The organism is Plantibacter elymi (nom. nud.) (genome assembly GCF_900177795.1).
Taxonomy (GTDB): Bacteria; Actinomycetota; Actinomycetes; order Actinomycetales; family Microbacteriaceae; genus Plantibacter; species Plantibacter elymi.
The window spans coordinates 398092-419612 of record NZ_FXWJ01000001.1 but is presented as its reverse complement, the minus strand read 5'-3'; the positions used below and the strand labels follow the sequence as shown (position 1 = coordinate 419612).

Genomic DNA, 21521 nt, shown 5'->3' with positions numbered 1-21521 from the left:
TCGAGGCTGCCGTACGGTCAGCTCAGACGCGACCAAGCGTCTCGGACGGTCGTGAGCGCAGTTTCCGGGTCCACGTCGATACGGCCCTGGTGAGCCAGCGCGCGCTGCCACTCGACGCCGTCCGGTGCCGCGTCAAAGGTCCGTGCGTTGGGTCGCCCACCCGGCCCGATGGTTGCGAACAGGCGTGCCGCCTCGACGTCGAACGCGCCGTGCGCTTGGAGCGCCCACAGGTCGTACAGGTCACGCGGCGCCCTGCGATCGGCCCAGGCGGAGACCTTCGCGGCCACGAACGCCGAACGGGTCGGCACCGTGAGCCACGCGGGCGGCGCGTCACTGTACCGCTGCACCAGTTCGAGGCGTTCCGTCGGCCACTTCGGGTAGCCGACCTGGTCGAGGAGCTGCACCTGGATGCTGCTGGCATCGACGCTGAGGACGACCGGTTCGGAACCGCGAGTCGCGCCGAATCCTGGAAGGAACTGCACCTCACCGAAGGTCCGCTGCAGTGAGCCTCGGACCGCTTGTTCGATTCGGCGGCCGACCTGCGCCCGCGACCCGACGGCGATGAGGTCGATGTCTTCACTCAGCCGGAGGAACGGGAGATGGGTCCGTGCGAGAGCCGTGCCCCCGAAGAAGATCACTTCGTCGGCGACGGTCTCCGAAAGCGCTGCCAGCACATGGGAGATCAGATGGTCTCGGACCACCTGCGCGGTCTCGACGCCGAACTGGTCCTCGATTCGCCTGCGCTCGGCTGCACTGAGGACGCCGGGGGTCGGAGTCCGTTCAGCTGCCATCCTCGGCCTCCTCCCGCCTCGAGATGAGCGCTCGCACGGCATCGTTCATCCGCCCGTGGCGTGAGGCGATCCGTTGGAGTTCACCCGCATCGACTCGAGGGGCGAGGTTGGTCACCGCCTCTGCAGCTTCTGCGGGCATGCCTCCAAGCCCAGGCCGCATGAGGAGGTCGAACGCGGTCTGCTCCACCGTCGTGACGAGCCCGCTCCCGAGATCCAACCGTTCGAGGCGAGCCTCCAATCGGTCCACGTCGCGCGCGACGAACACGACCTCGCCACCAGCGGACAACCGGACGGGATTTCGCTTCGACGGCATCGCGATCGTGGTCACCGCGACCGCGCGAGGGATGGCTCGATGAAAGCGAGCAGCGCCGAGGCCCATGAGGACCGGTACTCGATCGCCCTGCATGGCCGTGGCGATCGCCAGACCGGCACTCTCGAGCGTGGGCCTCCAGTCCGTGCCGATGCGGTCGTCGGGCACCGCGATGTAGAACCCGTGCGCAAGCCGAACCACCTTGCCGGACTGCTCAAGCCGCGACAGCTCCTTCGAGGGATTGCGATAGACGTCAGCGAGATCCGCCGGACGCGCCACCCTCAGAGGACGTCGCGCGAGAGCTGCTGCGCCGGCCACTTCATCTCGATGCGTCTTCACTGCACTGAGTATACCCAAAATGGGTATAGATGGTGCACTGAACGGAATGGTCGCGCATGGCACAAACGGCGTGCTTCCCACACACGCGGTGGCGAGGTGCACGCGATCCGCCTCACCTCACCAGGTCCCGTCGAGGAGGCCGCGGGTCACGACCAGGTTGAGCACCCGCCAGAGGCTGGAGTGGCCCGGCGTCTGGCCCGGCCGGTTCGGCCACCCCTCGAGGCGTGCGACACGGACGAAGCCGACCTCGTGCCACACCGGGTCCGTCTTGCGGAACCGATCCGGCCGCCAGACGACCGGCCGCTCCGGCAGGCTGAATGACGCCGGCTCGCGCTTCGCTCGCAGCGTCGCCAGGGTCTCCGGCCCGGGGATCTGCTCGCCCACCCAGTCGAGCACGTCGAGCTCGGGTGAGTCGCCGTATCGGGACCGATGGATGCCGGCGACCCGGAACAGGGCGGTCTGTCCGTTCGGCGCCGTGAACGCGAGGACGTCGCCTGGCGTCAGGTCGTCCTCCACATGGCGCCACGATCGACGGAGGCGCTTCGGTGCGGGCTGCGGGCCGAGGAGCTTCTCGCGGAGGCGATCGAGGGCCGCGGTCCGCCTGGCGACCTCCCCCGTGCCTGCTTCGGCCCACAGCTCGAGGTCGGCACCGCGATCGATCGCCGCGAGCGCACGCGTCCGCACGTCGGGATCGAGTCGGCCGACCTCGCTCTGCGCGGCCGCGAGCGGGATCCACAGCTCGCCGTCCGCGCGCTCCACGAGGTGGGCGAAGGACCCGATGGTCCGCCGCGTCGCCTCGTCGTCCGGCACCCGGTCCTGCACGTACTCGCGGTACTCGGTGCGGATGTCCGACGCTGTGTCGTTCGAGAAGATCGCCGTTCCCCATGCACCCATCCCGGCATCCTGCCAGACCCCTCGCGTCAGCAGCCAGGCGAGGCCCATACGATGGATCCAGCCCGACTCCGAGACGAAGGACGCTGCATGCCATCCCGCCCCACCAAGCTGATCCCGCCGACCTTCTCCCGCACCCCCTCACTCGACGCCGAGGCGGTCGAGCTGAGCGTCGCGATCGAACTCCCCGAGGGCGTCGAGGCGATCGGCTTGGCCGTCGCCCCCGCAGCCGACGGCGCCGGCGACGACATCCCCGCCGCGCTCGGACTCGACCGTGCGGCCTTGACCCGCGCCGGGTTCACCGGTGAGGTCGGCCAGACGCTCGTCATCCCCAGCCAGGACGCCCCGACGTACATCGCGGTCGGCGTCGGTGCTCCTGAGAAGCGCACCCCGGCAGCCCTCCGCGACATCGCTGCAGCCTTCGCCCGTGCGGCATCCTCGTTCGCGAGCATCGGCCTCGACGTGGCGCGGTCGTTCGACGTCGACCCGGCCTCCGCCGGCCAGCTCGTCGTCGAGGGCGCGCTCCTCGCCCGGTACCGCTACACCGAGTTGAAGCGGGAGACGAAGCGCACCCCGCTCGTCGCGCTCCACCTCGTCGCCGGTGCTGAAGACCTCCCGGAGACCGCGACCGGCGCACACCGTGGCGAGGTCCTCGCCCGCGCGGCGAACCTCGCCCGCGACCTCGCGAACACGCCTCCCGGACACCTCACGGCGACCGACCTCGCCGAGGTGGCCGAGACGCTCGGTGCCGCCAACGGGCTCGACGTCGAGGTCTTCGACAAGGACGCGCTCATCGAGCTCGGTCTCGGCGGCCTGCTCGGCGTCAACGCCGGCAGCGTCGAGGAACCGCGCATGATCAAGCTGCGGTACACGCCGAAGGACGACGACGGCTCGCCGATCGAGGCCGCAGGACACCTCGCGCTCGTCGGCAAGGGCATCATGTACGACTCGGGCGGCATCTCGCTCAAGCCGTCCGACCCGTCCCACGCGGCGATGAAGATGGACATGGCGGGCGCCGGAGCGATCCTGTCCGCCATGACGGCGCTGGAGGAGTTGCACTGCACGAGCAGCGTCACGGCGTTCCTCATGTGCACGGACAACATGCCCTCGGGCTCGGCCACGATGCTCGGCGATGTGCTGACGTTCCGCAACGGCACCACCGTGGAGATCAAGAACACCGACGCCGAGGGTCGCCTCGTCCTCGCCGACGGCCTGAGCCTCGCCGTCGAGGAGGAGCCCGACGCGATCGTCGACATCGCGACCCTGACCGGTGCCGCGATCATGGCGCTCGGTACGAAGACGGCGGCGGTGCACGGGACCGACCAGGGCATCGTCGACCAGACGCTCGCGTCGTCGAAGGCCACCGACGAGCAGCTGTGGCAGTTGCCGCTCGAACGCAGCTACCGCAAGCAGCTCGACTCGGACGTCGCCGACCTCGCCAACATCGGCGGCCGGTTCGCCGGTTCGACGCTCGCCGCGCTGTTCCTCGCGGAGTTCGTCGGCGACGTCCCGTGGGCGCACCTCGACATCGCCGGCACCATGCTCGTGGAGTCGGACGAGTCCTGGCGGTCGAAGGGTGCGACCGGGTACGGCACGCGCCTCCTCATCGACCTGGCGCTCAACTTCCGCGCCTGACGCAGGACGCGGCGTCGATGCCCGGTCCCCTGAGCCTGTCGAAGGGCGGCGACCGGACCGTCGTTCCCCGCGAGCACTTCGACAGGCTCAGTGACCGGATCAGCCCATCCGCAACCCGCTCCCTGAGCCGCAACCCGGACCCTGAGCCGCAACCCGGTCCCTGAGCCTGTCGAAGGGTCGAAGGCCACCCGGTGACAACCTCCGTTGCCGTTCCGGCAAGAAACGGGCGTTCGCAGCCGGTGTCACGGCAGGCTGATGTCATGACCTCCGAGCACGAGCCCGCCATCACCGATCCCGCCGCCTTCTGGGAGCACCGCTACAGCAGCCGCGGCCAGGTGTGGAGCGGCAATCCGAACGCCGCCCTCGAGCGTGAGGTGCGCGGGTTGCCACCGGGCACCGCGCTCGAGCTCGGCAGCGGGGAGGGCGCCGACGCCGTGTGGCTCGCCCGGCAGGGCTGGTCCGTGACCGCCGTCGACATCTCCCCGAGCGCACTCGCCCTCGGAGCCTCCACAGCGAGCGAGGCAGGGGTCGCCGATCGCATCACCTGGGTGCAGGCCGACCTCGTCGAGTGGGAGCCGTCGACGTCGTTCGATCTCGTGACCGCGACCTTCCTGCACTCCCCCGTCGAGTTCCCGCGCGAGGCGGTGCTGCGCCGTGCCGCATCGGCGGTCGCCCCCGGTGGCGCCCTCCTCATCGTCGGCCACGCCGGCCCGCCACCCTGGGCAACCGAGCACATCGCTCACGCCCACTTCCCGACCCCCGACGAGGTCCAGGCCTCGCTGAAGCTGGAGGCGACCGAGTGGGAGGTCGTCACCGCAGGCCTCGTCGCGCGCGCCGCGATCGGGCCCGACGGCGAGCCCGCCGAGCTCGACGACAGCGTCCTCGTCCTCCGTCGCCGTCCCTAACTCAGGAGTGTCCCGGCGTGTCGCGCCGTCCGCCCGGCGTGTCGCACGCGACACGCCGCAGCCGTCCTGAGTTAGGGACACAACAACACCCGGTCGACACGCGGAGTCACCCGTCCCCGCGTAGCCCTGGCCGGTTCACAACTCAGGACGGCCCCGGCGGGTCACATCGGCCACCCGGCGGGTCCGGCGGGACGCGCCGCACCGGTCCTGAGTTGTGAACCCCTGCCGTCCCTAGCTCAGGAGTCGGCCGGTGTGTCGGCGGAGTTGCAGGTCGACACGCCGCAGGACTCCTGAGAACGGTCAGGACACAACGCAGTTGTCCTGCGCTGTGGACACCGCACCGCCTTCCTGCCCTAACTCAGGAGTCGGCCGGTGTGTCGGCGGAGTTGCAGGTCGACACGCCGCGTCCTTCCTGAGTTGGGGCAGGCAGCGCCGACGCGAAACGCCCGCCGCACTCCTGGAGTGCGGCGGGCGTTCTGCGTTACGTGGTGCGACTAGTCGGTGCCGGAGTCGAACGCGGCGCCCTCGGAAGCGAGGTCGGTCGCGCGCTCGAGGGCGTCTGCGGTCGGGTCGAGGAGTTCGCCGCCGAGGATCTCCTGCGCCTCACCCTGCTCGAGCTTGCCGACGAGGTCCGCGGTCGCGCCGCCGACGATGCCGGCCGCTGCGTACTGCTCGAGCCGCGAGCGCGAGTCCGCGATGTCGAGGTTGCGCATGGTGAGCTGACCGATGCGGTCGTCGGGGCCGAACGCTGCGTCGCCGACACGCTCCATCGAGAGCTTGTCGGGGTGGTAGCTGAGGCCCGGGCCCGAGGTGTCGAGGATCGTGTAGTCGTCGCCGCGGCGCAGACGGATCGAGACCTCGCCGGAGACGGCGGAGCCGACCCAGCGCTGGATGGACTCGCGCAGCATGAGCGACTGCGGGTCGAGCCAGCGGCCCTCGTACATGAGGCGGCCGAGTCGGCGACCCTCGTTGTGGTAGTTGGCGACCGTGTCCTCGTTGTGGATCGCGTTGAGCAGACGCTCGTACGCGATGTGGAGGAGCGCCATGCCGGGGGCCTCGTAGATGCCGCGGCTCTTCGCCTCGATGATGCGGTTCTCGATCTGGTCGCTCATGCCGAGGCCGTGACGACCACCGATGGCGTTGGCCTCGAGGACCAGCGCGACCGCGTCGGCGTACTCGACGCCGTTGAGCGCGACCGGGCGACCGGCCTCGAAGGTGACGGTGACGACCTCGGAGGCGATCGCGACGTCTTCACGCCAGAACGGCACGCCCATGATCGGCTCGACGAGTTCCATGCCGGAGCTCAGCTCCTCGAGGCGCTTCGCCTCGTGGGTGGCGCCCCAGATGTTGGCGTCGGTGCTGTACGCCTTCTCAGTGGAGTCGCGGTACGGGAAGTCGCGGGCGACGAGCCACTCGCTCATCTCCTTGCGGCCACCGAGCTCGTTCACGAAGTCGACGTCGAGCCACGGCTTGTAGATGCGCAGGCGCGGGTTGGCGAGCAGGCCGTAGCGGTAGAACCGCTCGATGTCGTTGCCCTTGTACGTGGAGCCGTCGCCCCAGATGTCGACGCCGTCCTCCTTCATCGCGCGGACGAGCATGGTGCCCGTCACGGCGCGACCGAGCGGCGTCGTGTTGAAGTACGTCTTGCCGGCGTTGCGGATGTGGAACGCACCGCACTGAAGGGCGACGAGGCCCTCCTCGACGAGCGCCGACTTCGCGTCGACGAGGCGTGCGATCTCGGCGCCGTACTCCTTGGCGCGGTCGGGGACGGCGCCGATGTTGGGCTCGTCCGCCTGGCCGATGTCGGCGGTGTAGGTGCACGGGATGGCACCCTTCTCGCGCATCCAGGCGACGGCGACGGAGGTGTCGAGACCTCCGGAGAAGGCGATGCCGACGCGCTCGCCGACGGGGAGGCTGCTCAAGACTTTAGACACGCCTGCGATTCTACGGGTTCGCGGGGAGTCGAGCACGTCGCCGCCGCTACCGCCTCGCCCAGGCCGGGGGACGGCTGGGGCTGTGGCGATATCGACGGCGACGCTGCTGTGAACCGGACGGATCGGACCAGGTCCGCTCAGGCGCTGTTCGGGTCTCGCGCCGTGAGCTTCACGAGTGCATCGGGATGACGATTCGTCGACTCCAGAGTGATTCTCGCAGCGTCTGTCGGTCTCCCGCATGTCCCACTACTGGGGTCATCGGTAGGGGGCGACAGGCGGAGCCGACCCATCGACAAGCGGTTCCTGCCCTTCGACAAGCCCTGCCCTTCGACAAGCTCAGGGACCGGGTGGTGCGAGGGGCAGGGACCGGGTGGTGCGAGGGGCAGGGACCGGCAGGTCGGCTACCAGATGGTGACGCGCTCCTCGGGGGCGAGCCATGCGGCGTCGGACTCGGTCACGCCGAACGCCTCGTAGAAGGCGTCGATGTTCCGGACGATCTGGTTGCAACGGAACTCGTTCGGCGAGTGCGGGTCGATCGACAGCAGTCGGATGACCTCCGCGTCGCGTCCCTTCTGCTGCCAGGCCTGCGCCCAGGAGAGGAAGAACCGCTCCGCGCCGGTGAGGCCGTCGATGACCGGCGGCTCCGCGCCCTCGAGCGACAGCAGGTACGCCTTCCAGGCGATACCGAGCCCGCCGAGGTCGCCGATGTTCTCACCGATCGTCAGGGCGCCGTTCACGTGGTGGTCGGGCACCTGGGCGGGAGCCAGCGCGTTGTACTGCTCGATGAGCGATGCGGTGCGCTCCTCGAACGCCGCGCGGTCGGCCTCGGTCCACCAGTCGGTGAGTCGGCCGTCGCCGTCGAACTTCGACCCCTGGTCGTCGAAACCGTGCCCGATCTCGTGGCCGATGACCGCACCGATCGCCCCGTAGTTCGCGGCGGCGTCGCGGCCGGCGTCGAAGAAGGGGTACTGGAGGATGGCGGCGGGGAACACGATCTCGTTGAAGCCGGGGTTGTAGTAGGCGTTGATCGTCTGCGGCGTCATGAACCATTCGTCGCGGTCGAGCGGCTTGCCGATCTTGCCGAGCTCCCGGTCCATCTCGAAGCGGCTGGCGCGACGGACGTTGCCGAGGAGGTCGTCGGCGTCGAGTTCCAGCGCCGAGTAGTCGCGCCACTTCACGGGGAAACCGATCTTCGGCGTGAACTTGTCGAGCTTCTCCAGCGCGCGCGTGCGGGTCTCGGGGCTCATCCACTCGAGGTTCTCGATGCTGTCGCGGTACGCCTCGACGAGGAAGCCGACGAGGACGTCCATCTCGTCCTTCGACGTCGCGCCGAAGTGCCGGTCGACGTAGATGCGGCCGACGGCTTCGCCGAGCATGCCCTCGACGAGCGAGACGCCGCGCTTCCAGCGCTCGCGCTGCTGCGGCGTACCGGTGAGTGTCTTGCCGTAGAAGTCGAAGTTGGCGCGACCGAACTCCTCGGAGAGGTACGGTGCGGCACCGTGGACGACCTTCCAGGCCAGCCAGTCCTTCCAGGACTCGAGCTGCTCGTCGACGAGGAGCTCCCCGAGGCCCTCGAGGAAGCTCGGCTCGCGCACGACGATCTCGGCGAACACCGCGTCGGCCGCGCCGATCGCATCGCGCCACACGGCGAGGTTCGGGCCGTCGAGGTCGGCGCCCGCGGCGAGCGCCGCAGCTTCGTCCCACGAGTACAGGTTGTACGTCTTCTCGCTGTCGCGGGTGGCGACGTTGTCCCAGTGCTTGGACGCGATGGCCGTCTCGAGGGCGAACACGCGGTCGGCGCGTGCGGCTGCATCGTCGATGCCGGCGAGCTCGAACATCGTCTGGAGGTGTGCCCGGTAGGCGTCGCGGATCTCGGCGAAGGTGTCTTCTCGGAAGTAGGACTCGTCGGGCAGCGTGATGCCGCCCTGTTCGGCGAAGACGAGGTAGCGCTCGGGGTTGCCCGGGTCGTTGTCGACGAAGAGCTGCAGGAAGCCGCCGACGCCCTCCGCCTCGAACTCGCCGGACAGGCGGAGGAAGGCCTCGATGGAGTCGACCGCTGCGACGCGGGCGAGCTGGTCGGCGAGCGGCGTCGCTCCGAGGGCGTTGGCCCGGTCGACGTCCATGAAGCTCGCGTACAGGGCGCCGATCTTCACGCCCTCCTCGCCGTCGGGGTTCGTCTGCGACTCCTCGATGATGTCGCGGACGGCGTTCTCGGCGTCTTCCGCCAGCTGGTGGAACGATCCCCAGCGGGCCTTGTCGTCGGGGATCTCGGTGCGGTCCATCCACTTGCCGTTCACGTGGCGGAAGAGGTCGTCCTGCGGCCGCACGGCCGGGTCGAGTTCGGAGCGGTCGATGCCGGAGGCGAGCTGCGCGTCAGTCATGCGGATCAGCCTAGCGACGGCACCTGACCACGGCTCGGGTGTTCTCTCAGAGCGGGCGTGCAGCTCTGGACCGAGTCCTGTGGAGGAGCGTCGCGAGCACTTCGGGGAACGAGGGACTACCGTTGACCCACCCGGCCGGAAGGAGCCCGCGTGGACTGGTTGGCCGACTTCCCGCCCGGCGTCCTCCTCCTCGTCGTGTTCCTGGTCGTCGCGGTCGAAAGCCTCGGTGTGCCGTTGCCGGGTGAGACGGTGCTCATCGGTGCGACTCTCCTCGCCGCGTCGAGCGGCCTGAACCCGGTGTTCGTCGCCGCCGCGGCCGCCGGTGGTGCGATCCTCGGCGACTCGATCGGGTACTGGATCGGCAAGCGGTACGGTCGGCGGCTCCTGTCGGTGCTGAACCGCAGGTTCCCGAAGCACGTGGGGCCGAAGCGGCTGGGCGCCGCGGTGCACCTCATGCGGCGGTGGGGGCCGTGGGCGGTGTTCGTCGGACGGTTCATCGCCGTCCTCCGCATCTTCTCCGGACCGCTCGCGGGCATGTTCCGCATGACGTACCCGCACTTCCTCGTCGCCAACGCGGCGGGTGGCATCGCCTGGGCCTCGCTCGTGGTGACGGTCGTCACCGTGCTGGGGAGTGCCGCGACCGAGTTCCTGCACCGCTTCTCCTGGGCGGCGCTCGCGTTGGCCGGTGCCGCGGCCGTCGTGATCGCGGTGGTCGTCGTGTTCCGGATCCGTCGTCGGGCTGCCCAGCCGGCCGCCGATCGCGCGCCCGTGTCGATGACCGAGGCTGAGCTCGACGAACTGCTGTCGCCATCCGGGTCGGTCCCGGCCACGACCGACGCCGACGCCCGAATGGACACGCCGACCACCCGGGCCGCCAGCTCGGCCCCCGTCCGCACCGATCTGCGCGCCGCGATCTCCGTCGTCCTGACGCCGCTGCGCTGGGCCCTGCGGAGCACCCCTGCGACCACCGCCTTCGTCACCGTCTTCGTCGCACTCGGCGTCGTGACCGGCGGCCTGTGGCGCCCGATCGACCAGGCCGCCTGGTATCCGGCATTCGCCTACGGGGTGCCGAGCCTCGAAGCCGGGCGCTGGTGGACGGTCCTGACGGGCATGTTCATCACCGCCGACCCGCTCGCCTATCTCATCGCGATCGTCGGCGCGGCCGTGTTCGGCGGATGGGTCGAGGTCCGATTCGGCACGCTGCGGGCGTCGGCGATCTTCGTGACCGGCAATCTCGTCGGCGTCCTCGGAGCCCTCAGTGCGGCCTCGGCGCTGGCTCGGCTCGACTGGCCGTGGGCGCAGTCCCTCGTGACGACGCTCGACGTCGGTCCGAGCTGCGGCATCCTCGCCTGCGTCGCGACCGCGACCGCGTTCATGCGTTCCCCCTACCGGCTGCGCTGGCGGCTGCTGCTCCTGTCGTGGGTGTCGATCGCGCTCCTCTACGTCGGGAAGATCGACGACCTCGAGCACTTCATCACGACCGTCGTCTTCGTGATCGTGGCCCGCCTCCTCCTCGGCGAGCACCGGTCGACCCCGCGACCCACCATGCGCGACTGGCGGCTGTTCGCCGTCTCCGGACTGCTCGTGATCGGTGCGGTGCAGCTGCTCGTCACCCTCGTGTCGCTCGACGGGCCGCTCGGTTCGACCACCCTGACGCAGGGCTCAATCCTCGACGTCGGGGTCGACACCATCGCGATCCTGGTGATCGCGAACTGGCTCCGCCGTGGTCATCGCTGGGCCTGGTGGGCGGCGATGGTGCTCACCGTCGGCAACCTGCTGGTCACGCTCGCCCTCATCGCCCTCGCCTGGCTGGCCCAAGTGCCGCTCGTGGCGTCGACCATCTGGATCTCCGCGAGCGTCCTGTGGGTGGGACAGGCGGTGGTCCTCGTGCTGTCGCGCCACGCGTTCCGGGTCGCGGCGAACCAGACCAGGCGACGCCTGCCCGGGGCGATCGGTCCGGGTGCGCGGCGAGCACGCGCCAGGGCGGCGCAGCTGCTGCACGAACACGGCGGCGGACCGTTGGCTGCCTCGGCGCTCCGACCGGAGAACCGGGTGTTCGTCACGGCCGACGGTGGACACGCGGTCGCCTACCAGCAGCACGCCGGCGTCGCGCTGGCCCTCGGCGAGCCGATCGGCGACCCCGGCGGTGCAGCAGCAGCGGTGTCGTCGTTCGCGACGGCGGCCGAGCAGGAGGGGCTCACACCGGCGGTCTTCGCCACCCGCGACGCGCGCATCGTGCCCGAGGGGTGGCGGGTGTCGCCGCTCGGTCGAGACCTCGTGCTCGACCTCCGCGGGGCGGATGCATCAGGACCCGCTGGTCCGGACGATGCGACGGGAGCCACCCGCGCGGATCCGACGGCCTCGATCCTCCTGGCCGCTCGCGAACTGCCGTGGGAGCTCCGCAGCCAGATCCGCGCGCTGTCGTCGGTGTGGGTGTCCGACCGGCACGTGCCCGAGCTCGGTCTCACCGTGGGTTCGAGCATCGACGCCCCCGATGACGACGACCGGCAGCCGACCGCCGCGGTCCGGGTCTCCGTCGTGACGGACGCCGCGGGCGCCGTGCTCGCGGCGGTGTCCTGGTTGCCGATCCCGGGGGCCGGCGGCACCGTGCACGGATGGGTGCTCGATGCGGTCCGGCGCGCACTGCCGAAGGACGACGCCGGAACGACGACGGGTGCGGGTGCAGCGTCACGTGAACACGCCAGCCGAGCCGTCGAGCTGGCTCTGACCGACGCATGCCGACGATTCGCGTCCGAGGGCGCGTCCCTGGTCTCGTTCGCTGCTTCCGGACTGGCACAGGACGGCACCGAGCCCGACGGCGTCGCCGTGCGCACGATGGCCGGCATCGCCCACCGGGTCGACCCCCTCGTCGGCTTCGCCGAGATCGCCGACGTCGCCGAGCGCCTGGGTGCCACCGCCGTGCCGCTGTTCCTCGCCTGCCGCGAGGACGCCGACCAACCGCGGGTCGCCTACGCCGCCGCGTCCGGCCTCCTCACAGGCATCCGCCTGCGCGACCTCCCCGGCCTGAGCGGATCACTACTCGTGCGGTAGGCCTTCGGCTCGTCCCGCCTCGGACGGCGACGCGGCGTGTCACCACCCGCGGCTAGGCTCGGCGGGTGACCACGGGACAGGACAGGCGACGGCTGCGGCCTGTCGACCGCGACATCCTCCGGCTCGCGGTCCCCGCGCTCGGGGCGCTGATGGCGGAGCCGCTGTTCCTCCTCGCCGACTCCGCGATGATCGGCCACCTCGGCGTCGTGCCACTCGCCGGCCTCGGGGTCGCGAGTGCCGTCCTGCAGACGGTCATCGGACTCATGGTGTTCCTCGCCTACGCGACGACGCCTGCGGTCGCCCGGCGTCTCGGTCACGGCGACGAGCGCGGCGCGGTGTCGCTCGGGGTGGACGGCCTCTGGTTGTCGCTCGGGCTCGGTGTCGTGATCGGTGCGGCCGGATGGTTGCTCTCCCCCACGCTTGTCGGGCTGTTCGGTGCGACGGACGCCGTCGCCCAGCAGGCCGACACCTACCTCGGCATCTCGATGCTCGGCATCCCTGCCATGCTGCTCGTCTTCGGTGCGACCGGGCTCCTCCGCGGCCTGCAGGACACCACCACGCCCCTCGTGGTCGCCGGCGCCGGGTTCGCCGCGAACATCGGCCTCAACTTCCTCTTCATCTACGGCCTCGGACTCGGCATCGCGGGATCCGCCATCGGCACCGTCATCGCACAGTGGGGCATGGTCGTCGCCTATCTCGTCGTCGTCCTGCGCCACGTGCGTCGGACGGGAGCACGTCTCCGACCGCATCGCGCCGGCCTCGGTGGGGCGGCCCGTTCCGGCGGGTGGCTGTTCCTCCGCACCGTCAGCCTCCGTGCCGCGATGCTCATCGCCGTGTTCGTCGCGACCGACCTCGGCACCGACGAACTCGCCGGGTTCCAGCTCGTCATGACCCTCTTCGCCACCCTCGCCTTCGCGCTCGACGCCCTCGCGATCGCCGCGCAGGCCCTCGTCGGCAAGGGGCTCGGGGCCGGCGACGTCGCAGGGGTGCGCGCCGTCCTCGTCCGATGCCTGCAGTGGGGCGTCGGCTCGGGGATCGTCCTCGGCCTGGTCATCGCGCTCGCAAGCCCGGTCATCGGCCTGCTCTTCACGAGCGACCCCGACCTCGCGGCGCTCATCGTGCCCGCGATCATCGTGCTCGCCGTCACCACTCCGCTCGGAGGCGTCGTCTTCGTCCTCGACGGCGTCCTCATCGGCGCCGGCGACGCGAAGTACCTCGCGATCACCGGGCTGCTCAACACGCTCGTCTTCCTGCCGTTCGCGCTCGCGGTCCTCGCCTGGGCACCCGGCGGGCAGACCGGACTCACCTGGTTGGCACTCACCTTCTTCGTCGGCTACCTCGGTGCGCGCGCGACCACCCTCGGGCTTCGAGCTCGCACGACGGCCTGGATGCGCACCGGCGCCTGACCGACAACTGGGGAGTTGTCCCCATTGAGGCTGTCGCCTCGGTCCCCCATCCTGGACGTGAGCATCCGTCAACGCTCACGATTCCAGGGGGAACCACCATGTCACTACGCTCCGCTCACCACCGTCTCCGCGTCTCCGCGGTGGCCGCCGTTGCCGTCATCGGGCTCTTCGGGCTCGCCGCCTGCAGTAGCGGCGACGCACCGGCCGACTCCGAACCCTCGACGAGCGCCACGACCGCGCCCGAGGCCACGGAGGACGCTGCCCAGGAAGAGCCGGCATCGGGTGCGACGAAGTGCACCGAAGAGCAGGTCAACACGCTCAGCGCGGCCAGCGGCGTCGCGGTCCCGGCAGCCGCTGTCGCCGCGGCGAAGGCCACCTTCGCTCCGGCCGCGGTCCTCGGCGACCTGCCGACGGTGTGCATCCTCAGCTATGAAGCGGGTGCCGCCTCGGGCAGCTACGCCGTCCTCTCCGGCGGCGCTGCCTCCCTCACCGCAGCAGCCGCGAACGCGACGGCCGGTGGCGCGAGCGTGACCGAAGCCGCCGGTACGTTCACCGGATCGCTCGACGGGCTGACGATCATCGGCATCCCGTTCACCCAGCTCACCCAGGAGACCGCCGGGTTCGAGAACGTCGAGGACCTCGTCGTCGTCGTCTCGACCGCGGCACTCGGCTAGGCCGCCGCAGCGTCACACCAGCGCCCATCCGCCCTCGTCGGGCGGGTGGGCGTTCGTGCGCGTCGGGTCGGCTGCGCTGGCACGATGAGACCTCCGGTGCCCCGCGCATCAACCGATCGGTGGATACGAGGATCAGCCCCTCCACCGCTACCGCTGCGCGTCGCAGCGGACGAGCATGGACACCATGAGCACACGACCGATCATCGAGGTCCGCGAGCTGCGCAAGCAGTACGGCGACTTCACCGCCGTCGACGGGGTCTCCTTCGACATCCACCAGGGCGAGACCTTCGCCCTCCTCGGCCCGAACGGTGCCGGGAAGAGCACCACGATCGAGATCCTCGAGGGCTACCGCCACCGGACGGGCGGCGAGGCGAGCGTCCTCGGTGTCGACCCGGCGAAGGGCGGTCTCGACTGGAAGGCCCGCCTCGGCATCGTCCTCCAGTCGAGTGCCGAGGCCGCCAACGTCACGGTCCGGGAGCAGCTCACACAGTTCGCCCGGTACTACGCGCACCCGCGGGAGGTGGACGAGGTCATCGAGGCGGTCGGGCTCACGAGCAAGGCGGGCACGCGCATCGGCAAGCTCTCGGGGGGCCAGCGCCGGCGGGTGGACGTCGCCCTCGGGGTGGTCGGCCGCCCAGCGCTCCTCTTCCTCGACGAGCCGACGACCGGCTTCGACCCCGAGGCGCGTCGGCAGTTCTGGGAACTCATCCGCTCGCTCAAACGTGACGGCACGACCATCCTCCTCACCACCCACTACCTCGACGAAGCCGCCCAGCTCGCCGACCGCGTCGCCGTCATCGCGGCTGGTCGGCTCGTGGAGATCGGCGCCGTCGACGAGATCGGCGGCGCGGAGGCCCGGATCCCCGTGGTGCGCTGGCGCGACGAGCACGGCCTCCACGAGGAACGGACCGAGTCGCCGGCCGCACGGGTCGCCGATCTCACGGCGACACTGGGCGGAGAGCCACGCGACCTGGAAGTCATCCGTCCGAGCCTCGAGGACATCTACCTCGGGCTCGTCCACGCGGCCGACGGCGCTGCGACGTCAACCACTTCATCAGCAGCACCGTCACCGGCCACCAAGGTCACCACGACAGGAGTCGGCGCATGACCACCATCGACCGCACCACCAACGCGCTCGTCCCGGCACTCCCCCGCGGACGCACTCTCCGGCTCGGAGCCAGCCGGATCGGCTACGAGACCCGCATCTACTTCCGCTCCGGCGACCAGGTGTTCTTCACCTTCCTCTTCCCCGTCGTGATGCTCGCGATCTTCTCGACCGCCTTCAGCGCGATGGGGAACGTGGGCGAGGCGCCCGACGGCACCGGCGGGGTCAGCCAGGCGGCGTTCTACCTCCCCGGCATGATCGCCGCCGGTATCCTCCTCTCGGGCGTCCAGAACCTCGCGACCGACATCGCGACGGAGAAGAGCGACGGCACGCTCAAGCGCCTCGGCGGCAGCCCACTTCCGGTGATCTCCTACTTCCTCGGGAAGATGGGGCAGGTCCTCGTCACCTCGGTCCTCCAGATCGCGCTGCTGCTGCTCGTCGCCCGGTTCCTGTTCGACGTCACCCTGCCGACCGAGCCCGAGCGGTGGCTCACCTTCGCCTGGATCTACCTGCTCGGCATCGCGACGTCGGCGGTCCTCGGCATCGCCCTGTCGGCAGTCCCCCGCACGGGCAAGAGCGCGACGGCCGTCATCATCCCGATCGTGCTCGTGCTGCAGTTCATCTCCGGCGTCTACCTCTCGTTCACGATGCTCCCCGAGTGGCTGCAGAACGTGGCGAGTGTCTTCCCGCTCAAGTGGATCGCGCAGGGCATGCGCTCCGTCTTCCTGCCGGAGGGGTTCGCCTCGCAGGAGCCGTCCGGTGGCTGGGACCTCCCGATGGTCGCGCTCGTCCTCGTCGTCTGGGCGGTCGTCGGCCTCGTCCTCACCCGCCTCACCTTCCGCTGGGTCCGTCGCTCCTAGCCCGCGAACTGTCAGTTCCGGTGGGTGTACGCCGCCGGGACTAGCAGGAAGTGACAGTTCGCGAGCAGGGATGGGAGGGTTGGGACATGGACGGACGACGATGGTGGGATGTCGCGTTCGGCGCGGGGTGCGTGATCGTCGGTGCGCTCGTGAGCGTCAGCGCGGCCGGGGCACCGGAACGGGTCGTCGGCGTCTGGATCGTGCTCGCGGTGCTCTGCCTCGTCTACTACACGGCGGGGCGACGCACGCTCGAGCGTCCGCAGGGCGGGCTCTGGTTCGCGATCACCCTCATCGCACTCACCGCCGTGGGGACCGCGTTCTCACCGAACGTCCTGACCCTGCAGTGCCTCGTATTCCCGCTGCTGTGGGTGCTGACACCGAAGACGCGGAACGCGATCGTCCTCAACATCGCGAGCGCCGCGACCCTCGCCGTCGGCTTCATCGTCGGACAAGGCGCCACCGCGGAGGCGATCCTGCAGGGGCTCGCGATCCAGAGCGTCTCGCTCGTCTTCGCGTTGTCCCTCGGTCTGTGGATCACCCGGATCGCCGAGCTCGGCGACGAGAAGGCGCGACTCCTCGTGAGTCTGCAGACCGCTCAGGCCGAATCAGAACGGGCGAGCCGGGAGGCCGGGGCTGCCGCCGAACGCGAACGCATGGCTCGCGACATCCACGACACCATCGCGCAGAGCCTCACGAGTGTGGTGCTGCTCGCGCAACGCGCCCGTTCCGAGGTCGGCGAGACCGTCGCGGGCACGCCGGACGCCTCCCCGCTGGACGGTCGGCCGATCGCCGCCCTCGACAGCATCGACCTCATCGAGAGCACGGCACGCGACGCCCTCCGCGAGGCGAGGTCCCTCGTGGCCACGACGGCTGCGATGCCGGCTGCCGACACGACGCTCGGTGACAGCCTCCGCCGCTTGGGCGAGCGGTTCGCCCGCGAGACAGGTGTGGCCGTCGACATCGACGCTCCGTCCGAACGGTTCCAGCGCGCGCCCGAGGTCGTGCTGCTCCGGAGTGCGCAGGAGGGTCTCGCGAACATCCGGAAGCACGCCGCCGCCGACCGCGTCGAGCTGGCGCTCACCGTCGACGACGGCTGGGCCGAACTGCGGATCTCCGACGACGGGGTCGGGATCGCGGACCCGGACGGCGCGCTGCTCGGGACCAGTCCGGGCGCAGGCTTCGGGCTGCACGGCATGCACGACCGGGTGACGCTGCTCGGCGGAACGGTGGAACTCGCGAGTGCCGCCGGAGCGGGGACGACGGTGCGGGTGCGAGTGCCGGTGACGATCGAAGCAGGTCCTTCGACAAGCTCAGGGACCGGGGATGACACAGCCAGCCGCCATTCGACAGGCTCAGGGAGCACGGACGGTGTCTCGGCCGGCGGCCCTTCGACAGGGTCAGGAACCGTGGAGGAGGGACGATGACACGGATCAGGATCGTCGTCGCGGACGACCACCCCATCGTGCGGTCGGGCATCGTCGCGCTGCTCGGGCGCGCGGACGACCTCGAGGTCGTGGCCGAGGTGGCGGACGGCGCTGCGGCGGTCGCTGCGGCCGAGGAGCACCGGCCCGACCTCGTGCTCATGGACCTGCGCATGCCGGTCCTCGGCGGTGCGGAGGCGACGGCGCGCATCGTGCAGCGCGTGCCAGGCGTCCGAGTGCTCGTGCTGACGACCTACGAGACCGACGACGACATCCTCGGCGCGATCGAGGCCGGTGCCGGCGGCTACCTGTTGAAGGCGGCGCCCGAGCAGGAGATCCTGGCGGGCATCCGTTCGGTGGTCGCCGGTCAGACGGTGCTCGCGCCCACGATCGCGGCGACGCTCGTCGGCCGCATGCAGGGCGGGAACCCAGCCCGCCCGCAACTCAGCGCCCGCGAGCTCGAGGTCCTCGCGCTCGTCGCCGCCGGCAACAGCAACCGGTCGATCGCGGCGGCGCTGTTCATCTCGGAGTCGACGGTGAAGACGCACCTGCTGCACGTCTTCGAGAAGCTCGACGTGGCCGACCGGACCAGGGCCGTCACCCGTGCTCAGGAGCTGCGACTGCTCTGAGCCGGCGCACGAGGCGGCGGGTCCGCTCAGTCGGCTCGGGGCACGGGACGCCGAACGTGCGTGCGCAGACCCACCACGTCGAGGACGAACTCGCAGAACATCGCGTTGGCCCAGGAGAACCAGGGGCGGGTGAAGATGTCGGGGTCGTCCTTGTGGAACGACTCGTGCATGACCCCCGTGCCGGCGTCGGTCCGCAGCAGCGTGTCGAGCAGGCGGGCGCGGTCCTGCTCGTCCTGCGAGGTGAGGCCCTCGATGGACAGCGCGATCGGCCAGATGTGGTCGTCGGGCGTGTGCGGGCTCCCGATCCCGCGAGCGGCGGACCCGACGAAGAAGCTCGGGTCGTCTTCGCTGAGCAGGAACCGTCTGGTGGCGAGGTACCGGGCGTCGTCGGGCGCGCACCAGCCGAGGAACGGCAGCGAGAGCAGGCTCGGCACGTTGGCGTCGTCCATCAGGAGCGCATTGCCGAACCCGTCGACCTCGTAGGCGTAGACGTCGCCGTACTGATCGGTCGTCACGACACCGTGGGCGTCGATCGCGGTCTCGAGCTCGCGCCGGAGCGCACCGGCCTCCGCGGCGAGTGCCTCGTCATCGAGCACATCGGCAGCGATCGATTCGACCCCGGCGAGCGTCACCGCGGCGAAGAGGTTGCCCGGAACGTTGTAGCCGTACCGCCCTGCGTCATCGCTCGGCCGGAACCCCGACCACGAGAGCCCGGTCCACGCCGTCTCCGGCCCGAGTCCGTCACGGACGAGCGTGTCGGAGAGTGGCGCGTCGAACCGCTGGAACCGGTACGGCGAGCGCTCCTCGTGGTGCTGCTCGACGCGCCAGACCTCCATCGCCGCGACGACGGCGGAGCGGTATCGCGCATCCAGGTGGTCGCGGCGCCCGGTCGCCAGCCAGATGTCGTGTGCGAGCTGGAGCGGGTAGCAGAGCGAGTCGATCTCGTACTTGCGCTCCCACACCCAGGGCGACGCGTCGGTGCGGTCGTCGCGGTGGCCGTGTCCGTTCGGCTCGGCGTTGAACGCGTTCGCGTAGGGGTCGAGCGCCATCGCGTCCAGCTGCCGGCGGTTGACGGCGACGAGCAGCTCGGCCAGCTCGGGGTGGTCGGCTGCGAAGTGGAGATAGGGCGCGAGTTGGGCGCTCGAGTCGCGCAGCCACATCGCCGGGATGTCGCCGGTGAGCATGAAGACGGTGCCGTCCGGCATGGGCGTCATCGTGCTGTGCAGGGTGTCGGCGAAGCAGCGCTCGAACATCTCGGCCACCCGTTCGTCACTGCGCTCCCGCACAGCCGTGGTCACCTCGGTGATGAGTTCGTCGATCCAAGCGGTCATGGGTCTCCTCCGTCTGCGTCGGCGCGGTGATCGGGCGGGTCAGGTCGAGTCAGGTCATGGCAGGTCGGAACGAGACCGCACCCCTCGTCCGCCCCGCCGTCAGACGTCGCCGCGTGGCTTCGGGGCGTCCGGCTGCGCCGCCGCATAGGCGGACTGGCCGGTCGCTCCGGGCTCGCCTGCGGGGATCGGGACGAGGTACGCCGCGGTGCCGTAGGCGGTCAGCTGCGTCCACGCACCGCCGATGTCGGTGGTCTCGAGACGCATCGCGAGGACCGCGTTCGCGCCGCGCTGTTCCGCGTCGGCCACCAGTCGTCGCATGACCTCCTGGCGGGACTCGAACAGCAGCTGGGTCATCCCCGGGACCTCGCCGCCGCCGAGCGCCGAGAAGCCGATCGACATCGAGGAGCCCCAGTCGCGAGCTCGCACGGTGAGCCCGACGACCTCGCCGAGGACGGCGTCGATGCGGTGTCCGGCGACGGTGTCCGTCGTCACGACGATCATGCGGTGGCCGCCGTTGCGGCCAGACGCGACAGCGCGGCGAGCGACAGCGCGGCGATGCCGGTGTCGAGGGTGGGGTGGATGAGCGGCGCGAACTTCGAGGAGTGGTTGCCGGGGAGGTCCTGCTCCATGCGCCCCGAGGCGTAGGCCGCGGCGAAGGCCTGTGGGTCGGCACCCCCGAGGATCCAGTAGACGATGGGAGCGTCGGCGGCCGTCGCAAGCATGCCGACGTCTTCACTCCCCGTGACGAGACCGGGGTCGACGACCCGGTTGGCACCGAAGGCGTCGGCGAACACCGAGGTCACGTCGGCGGTCGCCGCAGGATCGTTCACGAGGACCGGGAAGGCCTCGGTGTGTTCGATCACCGGTTCCCGCTCGGCGCCCGACGCTGCGGCCTCGGCCCGGATGATGCGCTCCATGGAGCCGACGACGCGGTCGCGCACGTGCGGTTCGTAGCTGCGGATGTTGACGCCGATCTGCGCGGTGTCGGGGATGATGTTGTTCTTGGTGCCGGCGTGCATCGTGCCGACGGTGAGCACCGCGGTGTCGGTTCCGGCGACCTCGCGGGACACGATGCTCTGGAGGCGGACGACCGCCGATGCCGCCATCACGATCGGGTCGATCGTCGACTGCGGGCGGGAGCCGTGCCCGCCGCGGCCGTGGAAGGTGACGCGGTAGGCGTCGGTCGCGGCGAAGGACGGACCGGCGTGCGTGCCGACGACACCGGCCGGCAGCGGACCGACGTGCTGGCCGAACACGATGTCGGGCTTCGGGACGCGTGCGTAGAGGTCGTCGTCGACCATCGCCTGCGCACCGCCGCCGGCCTCCTCGGCCGGCTGGAACAGGACGACGAGCGTCCCGGACCAGGTGTCGCGCCGCGCAGCGAGCAGTTCGGCGGCACCCAGCAGACAGGTGACGTGGACGTCGTGGCCGCAGGCGTGCATGACCGGGACGTCGTTGCCCTCCGGGTCGACCCCGCGCGCGACGCTCGCGTAGTCGAGGCCCGTCTCCTCCAGGACGGGCAGGCCGTCCATGTCGGCCCGCAGCAGGACCGTCGGTCCCTCGCCGTTCTCCAGGACACCGACGACACCGGTTCCACCGATCCCCGTCGCGACGCCGTAGCCGAGACCGGTGACGCGATCGGCGATGAGGGCGGCCGTCCGGTGCTCCGCGAAGGAGAGCTCCGGATTGGCGTGCAGATCCTGGTACACCGGTGCGAGCGACACGGCGAGCGCTGCCGCCTCCTGCTGGACGAGTGCTGCGGTGGCGATGGGCTGGTCGGTCATGGGTCTCCTTCGAGCGTCTCCTCCACCCTACGGGGCACGCCGTCCGTATCGTCGGCCGGATGCCGGCTCGGGCG

The 21521-nt window shown here is 70.5% G+C and carries 17 protein-coding genes; 9 read left to right on the top strand and 8 right to left on the bottom strand.

Translation table 11 applies throughout. The features are described from left to right. Positions 1–17: 17 nt before the first annotated feature. Genes CCK91_RS01990 through CCK91_RS01980 form a run of 3 tightly spaced genes read right to left on the bottom strand, consistent with a single transcriptional unit; the run spans position 18 to position 2334 of the window. On the bottom strand, positions 18–791 hold the full coding sequence (locus CCK91_RS01990) for a nucleotidyl transferase AbiEii/AbiGii toxin family protein (RefSeq protein ID WP_086472633.1): 774 nt from the start codon (positions 789–791) through the stop codon (positions 18–20). Continuing rightward, positions 781–1542, bottom strand: a complete 762-nt coding sequence (locus tag CCK91_RS01985; RefSeq protein WP_119863534.1) for a type IV toxin-antitoxin system AbiEi family antitoxin domain-containing protein — start codon at positions 1540–1542, stop codon at positions 781–783. Before CCK91_RS01985 ends, CCK91_RS01990 begins: the two co-directional genes overlap by 11 nt. 15 nt (positions 1543–1557) lie before the next feature. Next, complete coding sequence (locus CCK91_RS01980; protein ID WP_133059910.1) at positions 1558–2334, bottom strand: hypothetical protein; 777 nt, start codon at positions 2332–2334, stop codon at positions 1558–1560. A gap of 87 nt (positions 2335–2421) precedes the next feature. Between CCK91_RS01980 and CCK91_RS01975 the strand changes: the two genes are divergently transcribed. Both CCK91_RS01975 and CCK91_RS01970 read left to right on the top strand, forming a co-directional pair. Next, the gene (locus CCK91_RS01975; protein ID WP_086472630.1) at positions 2422–3966 is read left to right on the top strand and encodes a leucyl aminopeptidase; all 1545 of its coding nucleotides are present in this window, start codon (positions 2422–2424) and stop codon (positions 3964–3966) included. A 260-nt stretch (positions 3967–4226) separates the two neighbouring features. Then, on the top strand, positions 4227–4871 hold the full coding sequence (locus tag CCK91_RS01970) for an SAM-dependent methyltransferase (protein ID WP_086472629.1): 645 nt from the start codon (positions 4227–4229) through the stop codon (positions 4869–4871). Positions 4872–5365: 494 nt separating this feature from the next. Here the strand turns inward: CCK91_RS01970 and argG are convergent, their stop codons facing one another. Further along, positions 5366–6805, bottom strand: coding sequence for an argininosuccinate synthase (gene argG / locus CCK91_RS01965; RefSeq protein WP_079704472.1), 1440 nt, complete (start codon positions 6803–6805; stop codon positions 5366–5368). 401 nt (positions 6806–7206) lie between these two features. Next, entirely contained in the window at positions 7207–9186 is a 1980-nt protein-coding gene (locus CCK91_RS01960) for a M13 family metallopeptidase (RefSeq protein WP_086472628.1), read from the bottom strand. A gap of 150 nt (positions 9187–9336) precedes the next feature. Between CCK91_RS01960 and CCK91_RS01955 the strand changes: the two genes are divergently transcribed. The 7 genes from CCK91_RS01955 to CCK91_RS01925 all read left to right on the top strand — a co-directional run bounded on the left by CCK91_RS01955 (position 9337) and on the right by CCK91_RS01925 (position 18332). Then, complete coding sequence (locus tag CCK91_RS01955) at positions 9337–12237, top strand: VTT domain-containing protein (RefSeq protein WP_086472627.1); 2901 nt, start codon at positions 9337–9339, stop codon at positions 12235–12237. A 65-nt stretch (positions 12238–12302) separates the two neighbouring features. Next, positions 12303–13643, top strand: a complete 1341-nt coding sequence (locus CCK91_RS01950) for an MATE family efflux transporter (RefSeq protein ID WP_255377968.1) — start codon at positions 12303–12305, stop codon at positions 13641–13643. A 98-nt stretch (positions 13644–13741) separates the two neighbouring features. Continuing rightward, complete coding sequence (locus CCK91_RS01945; protein WP_085511350.1) at positions 13742–14317, top strand: hypothetical protein; 576 nt, start codon at positions 13742–13744, stop codon at positions 14315–14317. 175 nt (positions 14318–14492) lie between these two features. Then, entirely contained in the window at positions 14493–15425 is a 933-nt protein-coding gene (locus tag CCK91_RS01940; RefSeq protein WP_369821866.1) for an ABC transporter ATP-binding protein, read from the top strand. Then, a complete protein-coding gene (locus CCK91_RS01935; protein ID WP_086472626.1) occupies positions 15422–16282 on the top strand; it encodes an ABC transporter permease in 861 nt (286 codons plus the stop codon). Before CCK91_RS01940 ends, CCK91_RS01935 begins: the two co-directional genes overlap by 4 nt. Before the next feature lie 86 nt (positions 16283–16368). Continuing rightward, entirely contained in the window at positions 16369–17706 is a 1338-nt protein-coding gene (locus tag CCK91_RS01930) for a sensor histidine kinase (protein WP_086472625.1), read from the top strand. Continuing rightward, a complete protein-coding gene (locus tag CCK91_RS01925) occupies positions 17703–18332 on the top strand; it encodes a response regulator (RefSeq protein WP_086472624.1) in 630 nt (209 codons plus the stop codon). Before CCK91_RS01930 ends, CCK91_RS01925 begins: the two co-directional genes overlap by 4 nt. Positions 18333–18358: 26 nt before the next feature. Here the strand turns inward: CCK91_RS01925 and CCK91_RS01920 are convergent, their stop codons facing one another. The 3 genes from CCK91_RS01920 to CCK91_RS01910 form a co-directional block, all read right to left on the bottom strand. Then, on the bottom strand, positions 18359–19663 hold the full coding sequence (locus tag CCK91_RS01920; RefSeq protein ID WP_086472623.1) for a glycoside hydrolase family 125 protein: 1305 nt from the start codon (positions 19661–19663) through the stop codon (positions 18359–18361). A 99-nt stretch (positions 19664–19762) separates the two neighbouring features. Continuing rightward, positions 19763–20164: a YbjQ family protein gene (locus tag CCK91_RS01915; RefSeq protein ID WP_086472622.1), complete on the bottom strand. Its 402-nt coding sequence runs from the start codon at positions 20162–20164 to the stop codon at positions 19763–19765. Beyond that, positions 20161–21447 carry an amidohydrolase gene (locus CCK91_RS01910; protein ID WP_086472621.1) on the bottom strand — a complete coding sequence of 429 codons (1287 nt, stop codon included), beginning with the start codon at positions 21445–21447 and terminating at the stop codon, positions 20161–20163. Before CCK91_RS01910 ends, CCK91_RS01915 begins: the two co-directional genes overlap by 4 nt. Between the last annotated feature and the right edge of the window lie 74 nt (positions 21448–21521).